The sequence below is a fragment of the Dehalobacter sp. TeCB1 genome, from assembly GCF_001707455.1.
Lineage (GTDB): Bacteria > Bacillota > Desulfitobacteriia > Desulfitobacteriales > Syntrophobotulaceae > Dehalobacter > Dehalobacter restrictus.
In genome coordinates this window covers 36,416-50,214 of sequence record NZ_MCHF01000031.1, presented here as the reverse complement: position 1 = coordinate 50,214, position 13,799 = coordinate 36,416, and the positions used below count along the sequence as shown (strand labels likewise).

The following is a 13,799-nucleotide window of genomic DNA, read 5'->3' as shown; positions in this document are numbered from 1 at the left end:
AAAGCTACCCTGGGGATAACAGGCTTATCTCCCCCAAGAGTTCACATCGACGGGGAGGTTTGGCACCTCGATGTCGGCTCATCGCATCCTGGGGCTGTAGTAGGTCCCAAGGGTTGGGCTGTTCGCCCATTAAAGCGGTACGTGAGCTGGGTTCAGAACGTCGTGAGACAGTTCGGTCCCTATCCGTCGCAGGCGCAGGAAATTTGAGGAGATCTGACCCTAGTACGAGAGGACCGGGTTGGACGGATCACTGGTGTACCAGTTGTCTCGCCAGAGGCATAGCTGGGTAGCTATATCCGGAATGGATAAGCGCTGAAAGCATCTAAGTGCGAAACCAGCTTCAAGATGAGATTTCCCACAGAGTTAATCTGGTAAGACCCCTGAAAGATGATCAGGTTGATAGGCCGGGAGTGGAAGCATGGTGACATGTGGAGCGGACCGGTACTAATAGGTCGAGGTCTTGACCTTTAGATTCCTAGATTGATGATTGAATGCATGAAGCTGATTTGTTGTGCAGTTTTGAGAGAACGAGCTAGAAGCACGGGAAAGATTAAAGAAGGAATCGGTAAGCCGATTCCAACTAGATCGAACCTTGAGCTTCAAACCTCGAGCCTCGAAAAGATCTGGTGACTATACCGGAGGGGTACCACCCGTTCCCATCCCGAACACGGAAGTTAAGACCTCCTGGGGCGACGATACTGCAAGGGAAAATAGCACGTTGCCAGGTAATTAAGAACAGAGCATCTATTTTGGTGCTCTGTTTCTTATTTGCAAAGGGTGTTCAATTAGGAAGTTTGAGTATCCTTCTGGGGCACGATACTGCAAGAAGATAAGACGTTGCGACGGTAAACTAGAGACTACATCGTAGGATGTAGTCTCTTCATAATTAATTCAAAACATTACTTCAAAAAAAGTAATATTTACATTATAATGTAATTGATAGAAAATATAACTATCGCCTGCTCATTGAGATTGTTGCGAAATAACAATAAACGCAGCAAGATTTTCTAGTTTTGGCGACAAAGATTTTTGCTTAAGAGGAGCGCAGATTAATGAAAAAATCAAAGAACCATCAATTTAGCATTAGAAAGAAGATTTCCTTATTTGTTATTATTCTGGCAATTGTTACTTATTCTACAAGTGCATTTTTTATCTATTTTGTTCAACCCAATTTTGTTCCGAATATTAATGAGGTTATATTTACGATTGCGACTTTAGTACTAGGGGTTTTCTGGTCGGGTTTACTTTCCTTCTTTATGGCAAGTTTTATCATTAAACCTTTGCAGAAGTTAGAAAAAGCTGCAAATCAGGCATCTGAAGGGGATATCGGTTGTGATGTTGAAGTATCAAACACTGATGATGAGATTCGTTCATTAGGAATAGCTTTTAACAATATGCTTTATAATCTTAGGGAAATTGTCCAGAGTATTGAAACAAATTGTGCGAAGACCAATGAGAATATGTTTGAAATTTTAAAAGCGTCATCGGCTGCTTCTCACCAAGCCGACTCTATTGTACATACCATCACAGAAATATCTGCAGGTGCAGAAACTTCCTCGATTGCGATTCAATCAACTGCAGAATCAGTTGAAAAGGTCACTCTTATTGCCAAAGAAGTACAAAATTATGCCAAGTCTTCTGAAAAAGTCTCGGCAGAAATGTTAATGGAACTAACAGAAAGTAAAGAAGTAATTCGTTCTTTAGTTGAGGGAATTAATAATCTAGCCAAAGGAAACCAGCAATCACTTGAAATTGTTAAAAGTCTCGAAGATAATGCTAAGAAAGTTGGTCAGATCATCCAGTTAGTAGGAGACATTGGGGAACAAACAAATTTACTTGCATTGAATGCTTCCATTGAAGCTGCTCGAGCAGGACAACATGGCAGAGGATTTGCGGTCGTTGCCGAAGAGGTACGAAAATTAGCCGATGAAAGCGCAAATGCCGTTCAAGGAATTTCAAGTCTTATTGAGAATATCCAGGCTGAAGTGTTAAATGTTGTGAATCAAATTACAATACAAGTTCAAAATGCAGATATGGAAGCGCATAAAGGATCCAGGACGAATGAAGTAATAGAAAAAATGACAAAAACAATTCTTGAAGTGGCACGTAGCGTTGAACAAATATCAAAACTTGTCGATCATCAAATGGAGGGCATTGACAAAAGCGCACATCAGTCTCGCGAAGTAGCCCAGATTGCAGAAAAAACTTCAGAAAGTGCAATGGAACTTGCTATTGCTACAAAGCAACAAGCGGAAATCGTCGATCAGGTTGAAACCCTTGTAGATAATTTAAGAATACAGTCAGAAATTTTGACAACTGCAATTACCCGCTTTCGCAAATAATTGGTAGGTTCTACTAAATTTATAGAGAAATACTCTGTTCCAACTAATCATAGGCGTACATGTACGCCTATGATTATATTATCGTGAGCTTGTTGTTTGAAGAAAACGAGAAGTCCTATTGTATAAGTACGACTTTACCGGAATCAATAAAGTAAAGTTCGGAAATACCATCGATATAACTGATATCCGCTTTGGCTTTGACACTGTCGGTTTCCGCAGGCTGAGTACCTTGCTGTCCTTTATACGAAGGATCGTAGAAAAAGATTTTAAACTTGCGAAGATTGCTGTTTGAAAGCTGATCCCGCTGTTCTCTAATAATACCGGTCAGAACATTTTCATCAATAGAAGGTGGCTGGATATATAAGACCTGAGAGTTCGTTTCAGACTGCGTATACAGGATAGTGTAAGTAAGCTTTGCAGAAGAGTTTACTGTAAAGTCCCCGTCAATCGTAAAATCTGCACGATTTGCATTGGCCATGGCCAATGATGTCAAGCTGGTACTGGATCTCGGTAATAAGCTTTTTATTAAAAGGGTATCTGTACCTTGAATTTTGTTGCCGCTGTCCCGGTACGTAACATACACTTTTCCGGAGAATATATACTCTGAAGAGTTGGAAACAGATATGTTCACTTTTCTTTGATTTTTAGAATTTAAGTACTGAAAGTCTGCAGATGCTGAGATATCTTTGAGATTAGCTGATAATATCAGCTGCTGGCTGTTTTCATTATTGGGCGTTGATGGCTGAGTTTTTGAAGATAAGCTGGAACTACTGGCCACTGCTGAAGAATCAGTCTGTTGAGCAGTTGTTGTCGGCGCGTTTTTAGAACAACCAGATAATAAAAGTAGGAAAAGGCAGGCTAAAATTATCGTATTTTTCATTGAGAGCTCCTTTAGTACCAAGAATTGCTTTTATTAATTCTATTATATAGTAAAATTGATTTTGGAGCGAAATAACAAGTGAATAAATTGTAATTGCATATAGTTAGGACAGAGCATTACGCTGCTCTGTCCTTTTGCGGCAAGGCAAGTGAAACTGGAAAAGCTCTGAATACGAGCTATCATTAATAACACTAATAACACTTTTGCAGACACTTATTTCTTTTGATAAAGCGATATATTCCTAAAGACAATAAGACAAGAGAGAAATACGAGAGAATTAAAACTGCATTTCAAGCTTGTCACCTTCCATGCTTCCAGTGGAATCTGCCCAGTTATGTGGGAACTCTAACACAAAAGCGGCATTCTTGATGCATGGGGAGACCTTTTTCGGAGAGAGATCATCAATGATTTTGACAATTTTCAGATCCTTGCTGACAAACCAGACAGAGAGGGGATAGCGCATCCCGATCATGTGGACCTGGTTGCAGGGATTAATCAACATACCATGAAAATCATCCAATTGCCTGGTTCCCAGCAGACCTCTCAGTCTGGTGAAAAAGGTGTCAGCCACTAGAACCGTCCCAAGATTCTTTTGTGTTCTTTGGTTGATAACAGTTAACTCTTTCATTAGTCGATTTCCTCGTTTTTCTTAGAGAGAATCTTAGATTATTCTTTGAATATTCTTCGTCCACAGACAAAAAATTATTTACCCAAAATATCCATGATATTAATGATTGCCGGGCCAAGTATCACGATGAAAAGGCTTGGAAAAACAAAGAAAACAAGTGGAACCATCATCTTTACGGGGGCTTTTTGCGCAGCTTCTTGTATGCGTTGTTTTCTTCTCAGACGGATTTGTGCCGACTGATTCCTGAGGACATTTCCCATAGAGATACCGAGCTGGTCAGCTTGAACCAATGAGGCAATTACATTGCTTAAATCTTCTACGTCATTTTTTTTGGCCATGTCTCTCAAAGCTTCCCGGCGTGGTTTGCCGATTTTGATTTCCTGCAGAACCAGGTTGAACTCTTCAGCAAGAATGCCTTTTTGTTTTTCTACGACTTTCATCATCGCTGCATCAAAGCCAAGTCCGGCTTCGACACTGACCATAACGAGATCTAGGATGTCAGGAAGCGTACGAAGAATCTCACTTTTACGTTGTTTGATCTTTGATTTAAGCCAGAAATTGGGAGCAATATTTCCAATAACAAAACAAAATAATGGAAATTCAATTTTTGTTAGGATTGGAAAGCTTAATATAAAGCTTAAAGCAGCAGCTGCTATTGCAAAGCATAGGCCAAGGATGAACCTAAGCGCTTTCCATTCAGCTGACGACCACCCTTTTAATCCGGCTGCAATTAATTCCTGGTCGTTCTGGTCCGTTTCTTTGTTATTCTTTGAGAAGACAGTAATTAATCTGCGAAAAAAACTGCTCTCGGATTTTTCTTGCTTGTTTTTATCTTGCTTGCTTTTGTCTTTTTTGGATTTTTCTTTTTGATTTTCTTCATTTTCTGTTGGCACTGAAGATCTTCCAAGGGAACGCATAATCCTGCTCTGGGAAAGAGAAGGCTGTTTCCTGGACAGAATCGCCAGAACTAAGAAGAAAATAAGGCAAAAACCACTGAAAATCAAGATTGACTCCATGACAATCTCCCCTAGAATTTAATATTAACAATCTTTCTGATGGCGATAAAACCGATGATTTCCAGAACAGCGCCACAGCATAATAACATAATTCCGAGTGGATCCTGGAACAGCGGCATCATAAATGAAGGCTGCATCATCGTGATAACCAGGCCAATTAAGATAGGCAAAGCACCAATAATATATCCCGACAATCTGCCTTGAGCAGTAAGTGTTTTGATCTCGCCTTGAATCTGTAAACGTTCCTGAATCGTATCGTGAATATTGATTAAAATTTCGGCTAGATTACCACCAATTTGCCGTTGAATCAGGATGGCAGTTACCATTAATTCCAGGTCTTTGCTTTCAACCCGCTGCGAGAGATTTAACAAAGCATTTTCGGTAGATTCCCCATAGGCCATTTCTTTCAGGGTGATTTTGATTTCGGAGGAGAGCGGATCTGGCATTTCTTGGGCTGCCATTTCCATGGCTTGAAATAAACTAAAACCGGCTTTTAAGGAATTAGCAAGGGTCAGAAGTATATCCGGCAGCTGGTTATTGAATTTTTTTATTTTTTTATTTTTAGCACTGCTGATATATAGCTTGGGAAAGATCAAACTTAACAGTGGCAGAACAATAAAAACAGCACTCAAAGGCAGGAGAATTAAGGCGATAAGGAAAGTAAGAATGAACAAGAAAATTTGCATTACGATGAATTCTCTGCCAGTTAACCCAATGTCACCGCTGTAAAGATCTTTATCAAGTTGTTTGCCCCATTTCCGAGGTGTATATTTGGACAGGGAAGTCAGATACTCTTTCCAGGAAGCAGCCTTTTTGGCTTTAACCGGGGTATCTTCTTTTTCTGCCACCAGTCGCTTAACTTTATCTTCAACGCTTTCATTTTTTGGTTTCAGGGCCATGATCAGTGAGTATATTAGGATAAATCCCATAATCGAGGCCACGACGATGACCTTTGTCATATAAATACCTCCGACGGCCATAGATGGCTAATCAACTAACAAAAATATTGTCCGGCAGGATTTGGCCCGTGGCAGCCAGCGTATCCATAAAGCGGGGGCGGACACCGGTAGCCTTAAAGCCACCGAGGACGTGGACATTGGAATCAACACCTTTTTGTTCAAATTTGTAGATATCCTGGGTGACAATGGTGTCTCCTTCCATACCAAGGACCTCAGTGATATGAGTAATTTTCCGGGTGCCGTCCCTGAGCCGGCTTTGCTGAACAACTAAGTCAATCGCACTGGAAATTTGCTCACGGATGGCCCGGATCGGCAAATCCATGCCTGCCATTAAAACCATGGTTTCGAGACGGGAGAGCATGTCCCTCGGGGTGTTAGCATGACCTGTGGTCAGGGAACCATCGTGTCCAGTATTCATGGCCTGCAACATATCCAAGGCTTCTCCGCCGCGGACTTCACCGACGATGATCCGGTCAGGCCTCATACGCAGCGTGTTTCTGACCAAGTCACGAATGGTGATGGCACCTTTTCCTTCTATGTTTGGCGGCCGGGTTTCAAGCGTTACCAAGTGGCTTTGATCAAGCTGCAGTTCAGCAGCATCTTCAATGGTAATGATCCGCTCGTGGTCCGGAATAAAGGAAGATAGGACGTTTAAGGTTGTGGTCTTACCTGACCCGGTACCGCCGGAAACGACAATATTCAGTCTGGCCTTGACGCAGGCTTCCAAGACAAGTGCCATATCTCTGGTCATTGTGCCAAAATTAATCAGATCTTCGACACGATAGGGGTCACGTGAAAATTTTCGGATCGTGATGGTGGGCCCTTTAAGCGCCAAAGGCGGGATAATTGCATTTACCCTGGAACCATCCGGCAGACGGGCATCTACCATTGGCTGACTTTCATCAATTCTTCGGCCAATCGGCGCGACAATTTTTTCAATAATATGCTGAACATGCTGGTCATCATTAAAAGTTACATTGGATAGTTCGACAATCCCATGACGTTCTACGTAGACCTGACTTGGTCCGTTGACCATAATCTCTGAAATACTGTCGTCATTTAATAGCGGGGAAATGGGGCCAAAACCAAGGATCTCATCTACCACTTCCTGAACGATTCTTTGCCTTTCATTCCGGGGCAGAAGGGCACCGTTGGCTTCAACATACTGGTCTATGACTTTTTGAACGATCGGCTCGACTTCTTGAGGATCAACATCATTGAGTTGAATATTTTTGATGGTTTCCTTATGGATAATGCTTTTGAGCTCCCTCCAGGGATCAACGGGCTGAGAGGAAGGAGAAGAGGTAAAGGCTTGTCTGATTTCAATCAGGCTTTGTTTCTCTGATCCGGTTCTTTCGCGTTCTTTACCTCTTTCCTGTTCTAAACGGCTAAGGAGCGACATGCGATCAACCTCCAAATCTTAAAAAGGAAAGACGGCTGGTTTCTTTGCTGTCCTGACCTTTTTTAGTAATTTCCGAATTAACACCTAGCGTACTCACCATTTTTTTAATTTCCAGAGCGGGAGCCGAACGGGCTAAAGCCTCAACAAACGGTACACCTTTATTAAGCACAGATGTGAGCTGCTCTTCATAAGGAATAAGATAGGTTACATTGAGGCCGAGACTGCTTTCAATATCCTTCATGCTGATACCGATTTTCTTTTCAAATTTATTTAGAATTAACTTGATTTTTGGGGAATACTCAAGCGTGTGCATGATTTCCAGCGCCAGCTTGGTATTTTTGATTGACGGAATGTCCATGCCGGCCACAACCCAGATCTCGTCTGCGGCCTCTAAGCCGGCAAGGCTGATATCATCAAAACGGCTGGTATTGTCAAGAATTACAAAATCATAATGGGGTTTAATTTCTTCCAGGATTTGCTCAATATGTTCTGTGGTTACTTTTTCTGCATATTCAGGGCGATTCGTAGCCGCCAGGATTTCCAGTCCGGAAGAATGGCTAAGGGTATGAAGCCGGATATCTTCTTCTTTGATCGAACCGGCCTGGACCAGATCGGTAATGGTTCTTTTCGGAACAAGATTTAAGAAGGAGGCGATGTCCCCAAATTGCAGGCTCAAGTCTAATAAAAGGACTTTGGATGACTTCGCCAATTCAACACCGAGGTTCACAGCGGTCGTCGTTTTGCCTACCCCTCCCTTGGCGCTGAAAATACTGATTACTTTTGCTGCAGTGTCGGATGTTTTTACAGCGGAATCGGGGGACAGAGGGGAATTGATCATTTCTCTTTTGCGGCTTTCCTTGTGATACACGTTCAGGATTGTACTGGTAAGTTCTTTGCCGGTAAACGGTTTGACGATATAAGATTTGGCTCCGGCCATCATGGCTTTGGTCATATGGTCGGGGTCGTTTTCAACGGACATCATAATAATGGAGGTATTTGGAATGCGGAAAGAAAGCAGTTCTGTTGTTTTTATCCCGTCAATGTCGGGCATGCTGATATCCATTAAAATAATTTCCGGTTTCAACAATTCTGCCAGACGGATTGCTTCAGAACCGCAGCCTGCTTCGCCGATGACTTCAAAGCCGGAATCAAGAGCAAGGATCCGGCGAATGTTTTCGCGGGTATTTCTGATATCATCAACAATGAGAATCCGTATACCTTGCATGCGCTATACCTCCTTTTTATTTATAATGACTGAAATAATCGGCGTTTGTATAGACATTAGGATCAATGGGTGCTTCGGTGTAAGTTTCTTTATTGGCGGGGTTTCTCAGCAGTAAGCGGATGGAACCTTTTTCACTGCCCAGTGTTACGGCCATAGACTGGGAAACACTCATAGCAAGGACATAAGAGCCAGGATTTTCGGCAGTTTCTCCTTCTTTGAGAATGGTATCACCCGTGTTTAAGACCAAAACATCCTGGGCAGCTAAAGAAGTAATTGTTCTTTGATTTCCCTGGCTATCCTTAATATCCATGGTAATCAGGATATCCACATGGTCACCGGGCTTTACCTTATAGCTGACACTGCCCACCAGATCGACAGGAATAGCAACGGCTCTTTTACCTGAAGGAACAGTCAGTGAAAAGCTGTCGGCTGAGGCACCTGAACTGCTGCCGGTTTGGTACGGATCTCCAAGCATAGGACTCAGCAGTACATCACCCTGACTGACGTCAACCAGGAGTACCCGGCCTGTCAATTCTTTCACGGTAGAGGCCCCCCCCTGAGGATAGGCTGAAAGCGGAACTTGTTTGATTTGGAGCTGATCAGCCTTTAGGATACTTCGGGAGGAAATATCCGCTGCTGCAACAACCAGTGGTTTTAAGTCTTGGCTTGATGCTCCCGAACCATAGTTTAGGTAGAAAAAGACAGCCAAGCTAAAAATCAGTCCTGAGATAATCGCCATAAAAACATAGAATTTTCTTTTCACTAGTCATCCCTCAATTCATTAGCAGTTTTATAGAATATAAACCGTAATCCTGTACGGGGTTATTTCCGTCATCAATAATTGAACTTGTTTCTTTGCCGAGTGTGGAACAGGTCTTTAAAAAACGCCCCGTGATAAAACAGTCATTGCCATTTCGGGTCACATTTTCAATAAAAAAGGCTGCAAATCCAAGAATCTTGACTTCCTGGATGGATTCACCTGATCGAGTGAGGACTTCTACGATAGGGATAAAGACAATCTCGGGAGCATTGCTGTCATGATCAGTAAAAGTATTCCCAGGGACACGCGTATCGGAAGCAAGCCGGGTATCAAGACCTTTTCGTGTCGGACCGCTCATATTACCGGTTTCTATCTGCAGGGTCTGGCCGACAGATAGCGGGGTATTATTTCCGTAGGCGAGTGCATCTTCGTAGGTGCTGGCACCTGATCCATCCAACCTGACAGGACCATACCAGCCGGTTTCACCTTCCGGAGGGGCATTTTTCAGTGTATATTCCTGGCCATAGACAAAGTCCTGTATCGTAACACTTAAAGGAGCGGCTCCGGCGATACTGCGGACAGGGTAAACACCTGCCTTGGAACGTGCACTGACTTTTCCTTTGGTAATACCCAGTGCTTTGGCCAAAAACATGGAATGTTCTTCAGAAGCAGATACCTCAATTTCCCGGTTATGATTGGATATCGAAATTGAGGGAAGGGAGACATCATTATTGGCAGCATATTCTGCAGCAGTTAGATAAGCGTCCTGCGGACTATCCGGTAATTTTTGAGCGCCTGCTAACGCTGCTGCATCTACCGCATTCTGTAACCTTGCTTTTTCCACATAGAGAACGGCCATATCTGTACATAGGGCACCAAAGCCCAGAAGAACAACTAAAAGTACTGCCGTAAGAACGGCAATACTGCCTTTTTCATTTTTGAAGGGATGATTCTTCATAGCAAATACTCCTATTCAATGCGCATGGACAGGCTCGCATGGATCACAACCGGATCCGGAAGAATATGATTTAATACCGGAGTCGTAAGAGATACAGGATAAGAGGCAGATACCGTAACATTTGAGCCGGAATGTCTGCTGGACTCAATTGGGGTGATCTGAATGGTCAGCAGGTTGCGGTCTAACAAGGGGGCGGAATCAGCCACTGAAGCCTGGATAGCGCTATCCAATCCGCTTAAGCTGGCTGTCCGGGCACCGCTTCGGACAGCGTTATTGAGAGTCACGTAGGAATAGCCGAGCCGCCCAAACTCAACCACGCCAAAGACAAGGAGCAGAAAGATGGGCAGGACCAGCGCAAATTCGACAAGAGACTGGCCATTGGAGGATTTTATTAATTTTTTTAGCATTTTTCAATACCCTCCCAATGCAGATTCTAATAAACGTTCGCCCCATCAACCCAAATATCACTGAGCAGATATGGGAAAATTAACAATTCAAAGACTGTTTGAATACCTGATAAGAGAGGTAACCTTTCTTAGTTTAAGAAAGCCCTACTGTTCTCTGACAGTAGAGCTTTCTCTGAGAACCCAAAAGATTATGATGCTGGTTTGAGAGCAGTGCCAATTGAATCCAAAATACTATCCAAGTTTGTACCGATAACGGTGACCGCGCCAATTACAACAATTGCAATTAAAGCGATAATAAGACCGTACTCTGTAAGTGCCTGACCCTTTTCATCTTTCTGGAATCTTTGAAGGAATTGAACAAGGTATAACATCATGATAATCTCTCCCTTTAATAATATATTTTCGTTTTTTAGTGTTCTGGTTTGTATTACAAATTTACAACAGTTTGACAATTGAAACAATTCACCGTAAGTCACGATGTGATAGGACTAAAGACTTATTAATATCCTGTGCTTTTTAAGAATCTTATCAAATAAGGGTTGATTGTCCTGAGAATTTCTTGTTTTTGGGTGATAAATACTTTACATTATATATACCATCATATAACCATCATATATAGGTAAAAATGATATCGAGGACTCAACAAGGAATTATTCAAAGGCCTTATATGTTGAATAATTAAAGGAATTAGCTTAGAATTGTGGAAATATTACTGTTGTAATGAAAAGCTGGGGGTTTGGAACGTTGGCGACGAAGACGACAAAAAAGAACCGACGGGGGTCACGTAAAAAAAGACAGTCCGTTCATGATACGATTCGAAATGAGATTATTGGAATCCTGGTGATGGGCTTGGCCTGTCTGGGATTCGTCATGCTCTATTCCAACAGTAAGGGTGCTATTGTCACGCTGATGATTAAAGCACTCAGGATTGCGGCAGGCGATGGCAGTGTCGGGATTTTTATCATCCTCGGAGTTATCGGGATCAGCCTGATGAGCAACAACCGGAGAAGTATGAAATCCAGGATAATCGGTGCGGTTTTATTATGGCTCGTAGCGGAAGGATTCCTGCATCTCGGGTCATCTGCTGCGTATGATACTGCAGGGCTGCTTGAGCTTGGCAAAGCAGGATTAGGAGGTGGCCTTCTTGGCGCGGTGATCAGTATCATGCTGGTCATGCTGGTCGGCGTGACAGGTGGTTATGTGATTCTGGCAGTGCTGGCCTTGATCGGCGCCATCCTGGTAATGAACCGCTCTCTGGTCGGGACGATCAAAGACCTGTTGTCCCTCACAGCAAGTTTCGCACAGATGGTCGATCGTCACATCAGGGATTTTCTGCAAGTACTGGCGGACGGACGCCAAGAAAGACAGAAGCGCAAAGAGGATGACCGGAACAGCATGTTTGCCGCAGCAAAGAAAGGTGAGCCTGTAAAGTCCCCAACCCCGGGTGATTATTTCGATTCAAAGCAGAGTAGCCCGGTGATCGAAATTTTTGGGGAAGAACGGAATCGAGGAGAAGAACGGAATAAAAAAAACAAGCAGGTTCCGCAGTCGGAAACGGATCATTACCTGATTAACACAAGGATGGACGATTCAGCCGAAAGAAGGACTGGAAATTTAGGGGATTCAGCAGGAGGCATGGAGACTGCAGCGGCACCGCCGGGCAAGCTTACCGGGACGCCTATTTCCAGACAGACCGAGAAGAACGAACATTACAGGCTGCCACCTTTGAATCTTGTCCATAAATCAATGAAAAAAGGCCAAAAAAGCGGCAAGGACATTGCCGATAATGTCCGTCTGCTGGAAGATACGCTGGCCAGTTTCGGGGTCAGGGTCAAAGTCACAAGAGTCACACAGGGGCCGACGATTACCCGCTATGAGGTTCAGCCTGCACCTGGTGTCAAAGTCAGTAAAATTACCAGCCTCTCAGATGATATTGCACTGAGCCTGGCAGCCTCCGATGTGCGGATGGAAGCGCCGATCCCGGGAAAGTCTGCAGTTGGGATAGAGGTCCCGAATAAGGAGATTGCCATTGTTCATTTCCGGGAAGTGCTGGAAACGGAAGATTTTCAGGACTCACCAAGCAAGCTTAGTTTGGCGCTCGGCAAAGATATCACTGGCACGCCAATTATCGGCGATCTGACGAGAATGCCACACCTACTGATTGCCGGAGCGACCGGAGCAGGAAAATCGGTTTGCATCAATACGATTATCGGAAGTATCGTTTATAAAGCAAAACCGGATGAAGTAAAACTGTTGCTGATTGATCCCAAAGTTGTTGAACTGGCCAATTACAATGGAATTCCGCATCTGATCTCTCCTGTGGTAACAGAGCCACAGAGAGCCGCCGGAGCTTTGAAGTGGATTGTTACCGAAATGGAGACAAGATATGAACTTTTTGCAGCTTCCGGAGTTCGCGATATCGTCAGATATAATTTCCTGGTTAGTGAAAAAAAGGATACTGAATCGAAGCCGCTGCCGTATGTTGTCGTCATCATCGACGAGTTAGCCGATTTGATGATGGTTGCTCCGGGAGAGGTTGAAGAGTCTATCTGCCGGCTGGCCCAGATGGCCAGGGCAGCAGGTATTCATCTGATTGTTGCGACGCAGAGACCCTCGGTTGATGTCATCACCGGTCTGATCAAAGCCAATATTCCTTCCAGAATCGCTTTTGCGGTTTCTTCCCAGATCGATTCCAGAACTATTTTGGATATGGGCGGTGCAGAAAAACTGCTCGGCCGCGGGGACATGCTCTATCATCCAATCGGGATCAGCAAGCCGATTCGGGTCCAGGGTTGTTTCCTGTCAGACAAGGAAGTCAAAAATATTGTGGATTATCTGCTGGAACAGGCCAAGCCGGAGTATTTTGAAATTCCGGAGGTGAGCTTGAGTTCCGGAAATTCTGAGGAGCCGGAAGATGAACTTTTCTACAAGGCTGCAAATATCTTTATGGAGAGCAATACGGCATCCGTGTCCTTGCTTCAGCGCAGACTAAAGATTGGCTATTCCAGGGCGGCTAGAATCGTTGATATGCTTGAGGAAAAAGGGGTCGTCGGCCAGCATGAAGGCTCGAAACCCAGGGAAGTTTTGATGACCAAAGGCCAATTTGAACAAAAATTCGGGAAAAACTTAAATTCTTAGCCATGATTACCAAATATTTGCGCTTTTTGGTTAATTTCAGGAAGGATTAGTTAAAATACTGTAGAATAAAAAAGATTGGGGAAG

The 13,799-nt window shown here is 43.5% G+C and carries 12 protein-coding genes and 2 rRNA genes; 4 read left to right on the top strand and 10 right to left on the bottom strand.

Annotated features, from left to right (window positions below):
* The 3 genes from A7D23_RS09025 to A7D23_RS09015 form a co-directional block, all read left to right on the top strand.
* Window positions 1-468: ribosomal RNA gene (locus A7D23_RS09025) — 23S ribosomal RNA — on the top strand; the annotation flags it as partial.
* Between the two features lie 154 nt (window positions 469-622).
* A 5S ribosomal RNA gene (gene rrf / locus A7D23_RS09020) occupies window positions 623-727 on the top strand.
* Between the two features lie 325 nt (window positions 728-1,052).
* Window positions 1,053-2,342: a methyl-accepting chemotaxis protein gene (locus tag A7D23_RS09015; protein WP_019226776.1), complete on the top strand. Its 1,290-nt coding sequence runs from the start codon at window positions 1,053-1,055 to the stop codon at window positions 2,340-2,342.
* 115 nt (window positions 2,343-2,457) lie between these two features.
* Here the strand turns inward: A7D23_RS09015 and A7D23_RS09010 are convergent, their stop codons facing one another.
* The 10 genes from A7D23_RS09010 to A7D23_RS08965 form a co-directional block, all read right to left on the bottom strand.
* Complete coding sequence (locus A7D23_RS09010) at window positions 2,458-3,222, bottom strand: hypothetical protein (RefSeq protein WP_019226775.1); 765 nt, start codon at window positions 3,220-3,222, stop codon at window positions 2,458-2,460.
* A gap of 277 nt (window positions 3,223-3,499) precedes the next feature.
* A complete protein-coding gene (locus A7D23_RS09005) occupies window positions 3,500-3,850 on the bottom strand; it encodes a DUF192 domain-containing protein (RefSeq protein WP_019226774.1) in 351 nt (116 codons plus the stop codon).
* A gap of 74 nt (window positions 3,851-3,924) precedes the next feature.
* Window positions 3,925-4,866, bottom strand: a complete 942-nt coding sequence (locus A7D23_RS09000; RefSeq protein ID WP_019226773.1) for a type II secretion system F family protein — start codon at window positions 4,864-4,866, stop codon at window positions 3,925-3,927.
* Window positions 4,867-4,877: 11 nt separating this feature from the next.
* Window positions 4,878-5,825 carry a type II secretion system F family protein gene (locus A7D23_RS08995; protein ID WP_025205431.1) on the bottom strand — a complete coding sequence of 316 codons (948 nt, stop codon included), beginning with the start codon at window positions 5,823-5,825 and terminating at the stop codon, window positions 4,878-4,880.
* A gap of 31 nt (window positions 5,826-5,856) precedes the next feature.
* Window positions 5,857-7,227: a CpaF family protein gene (locus tag A7D23_RS08990; protein ID WP_019226772.1), complete on the bottom strand. Its 1,371-nt coding sequence runs from the start codon at window positions 7,225-7,227 to the stop codon at window positions 5,857-5,859.
* Window positions 7,228-7,231: 4 nt separating this feature from the next.
* On the bottom strand, window positions 7,232-8,452 hold the full coding sequence (locus A7D23_RS08985; RefSeq protein ID WP_019226771.1) for a response regulator: 1,221 nt from the start codon (window positions 8,450-8,452) through the stop codon (window positions 7,232-7,234).
* 16 nt (window positions 8,453-8,468) lie between these two features.
* Window positions 8,469-9,215 carry a Flp pilus assembly protein CpaB gene (gene cpaB, locus A7D23_RS08980; RefSeq protein ID WP_019226770.1) on the bottom strand — a complete coding sequence of 249 codons (747 nt, stop codon included), beginning with the start codon at window positions 9,213-9,215 and terminating at the stop codon, window positions 8,469-8,471.
* 10 nt (window positions 9,216-9,225) lie between these two features.
* On the bottom strand, window positions 9,226-10,170 hold the full coding sequence (locus A7D23_RS08975) for a pilus assembly protein TadG-related protein (protein ID WP_019226769.1): 945 nt from the start codon (window positions 10,168-10,170) through the stop codon (window positions 9,226-9,228).
* A gap of 11 nt (window positions 10,171-10,181) precedes the next feature.
* Window positions 10,182-10,577: a TadE/TadG family type IV pilus assembly protein gene (locus A7D23_RS08970; RefSeq protein ID WP_019226768.1), complete on the bottom strand. Its 396-nt coding sequence runs from the start codon at window positions 10,575-10,577 to the stop codon at window positions 10,182-10,184.
* 188 nt (window positions 10,578-10,765) lie between these two features.
* Window positions 10,766-10,948 carry a Flp family type IVb pilin gene (locus tag A7D23_RS08965; protein ID WP_025205434.1) on the bottom strand — a complete coding sequence of 61 codons (183 nt, stop codon included), beginning with the start codon at window positions 10,946-10,948 and terminating at the stop codon, window positions 10,766-10,768.
* A gap of 349 nt (window positions 10,949-11,297) precedes the next feature.
* Here A7D23_RS08965 and A7D23_RS08960 point away from each other — a divergent pair, with 349 nt between their 5' ends.
* Window positions 11,298-13,715, top strand: a complete 2,418-nt coding sequence (locus A7D23_RS08960; RefSeq protein ID WP_051408095.1) for a DNA translocase FtsK — start codon at window positions 11,298-11,300, stop codon at window positions 13,713-13,715.
* Window positions 13,716-13,799: the final 84 nt, after the last annotated feature.

Bases quoted from the DNA above. Each gene is read 5' to 3' on its own strand.
- A7D23_RS09010 (WP_019226775.1), bottom strand. From the start codon at position 3,222: ATGAAAAATACGATAATTTTAGCCTGCCTTTTCCTACTTTTATTATCT.
- A7D23_RS09000 (WP_019226773.1), bottom strand. From the start codon at position 4,866: ATGGAGTCAATCTTGATTTTCAGTGGTTTTTGCCTTATTTTCTTCTTA.
- A7D23_RS09005 (WP_019226774.1), bottom strand. From the start codon at position 3,850: ATGAAAGAGTTAACTGTTATCAACCAAAGAACACAAAAGAATCTTGGG.
- A7D23_RS08975 (WP_019226769.1), bottom strand. From the start codon at position 10,170: ATGAAGAATCATCCCTTCAAAAATGAAAAAGGCAGTATTGCCGTTCTT.
- A7D23_RS09015 (WP_019226776.1), top strand. From the start codon at position 1,053: ATGAAAAAATCAAAGAACCATCAATTTAGCATTAGAAAGAAGATTTCC.
- A7D23_RS08970 (WP_019226768.1), bottom strand. From the start codon at position 10,577: ATGCTAAAAAAATTAATAAAATCCTCCAATGGCCAGTCTCTTGTCGAA.
- A7D23_RS08990 (WP_019226772.1), bottom strand. From the start codon at position 7,227: ATGTCGCTCCTTAGCCGTTTAGAACAGGAAAGAGGTAAAGAACGCGAA.
- A7D23_RS08965 (WP_025205434.1), bottom strand. From the start codon at position 10,948: ATGTTATACCTTGTTCAATTCCTTCAAAGATTCCAGAAAGATGAAAAG.
- A7D23_RS08985 (WP_019226771.1), bottom strand. From the start codon at position 8,452: ATGCAAGGTATACGGATTCTCATTGTTGATGATATCAGAAATACCCGC.
- A7D23_RS08960 (WP_051408095.1), top strand. From the start codon at position 11,298: ATGAAAAGCTGGGGGTTTGGAACGTTGGCGACGAAGACGACAAAAAAG.
- A7D23_RS08995 (WP_025205431.1), bottom strand. From the start codon at position 5,825: ATGACAAAGGTCATCGTCGTGGCCTCGATTATGGGATTTATCCTAATA.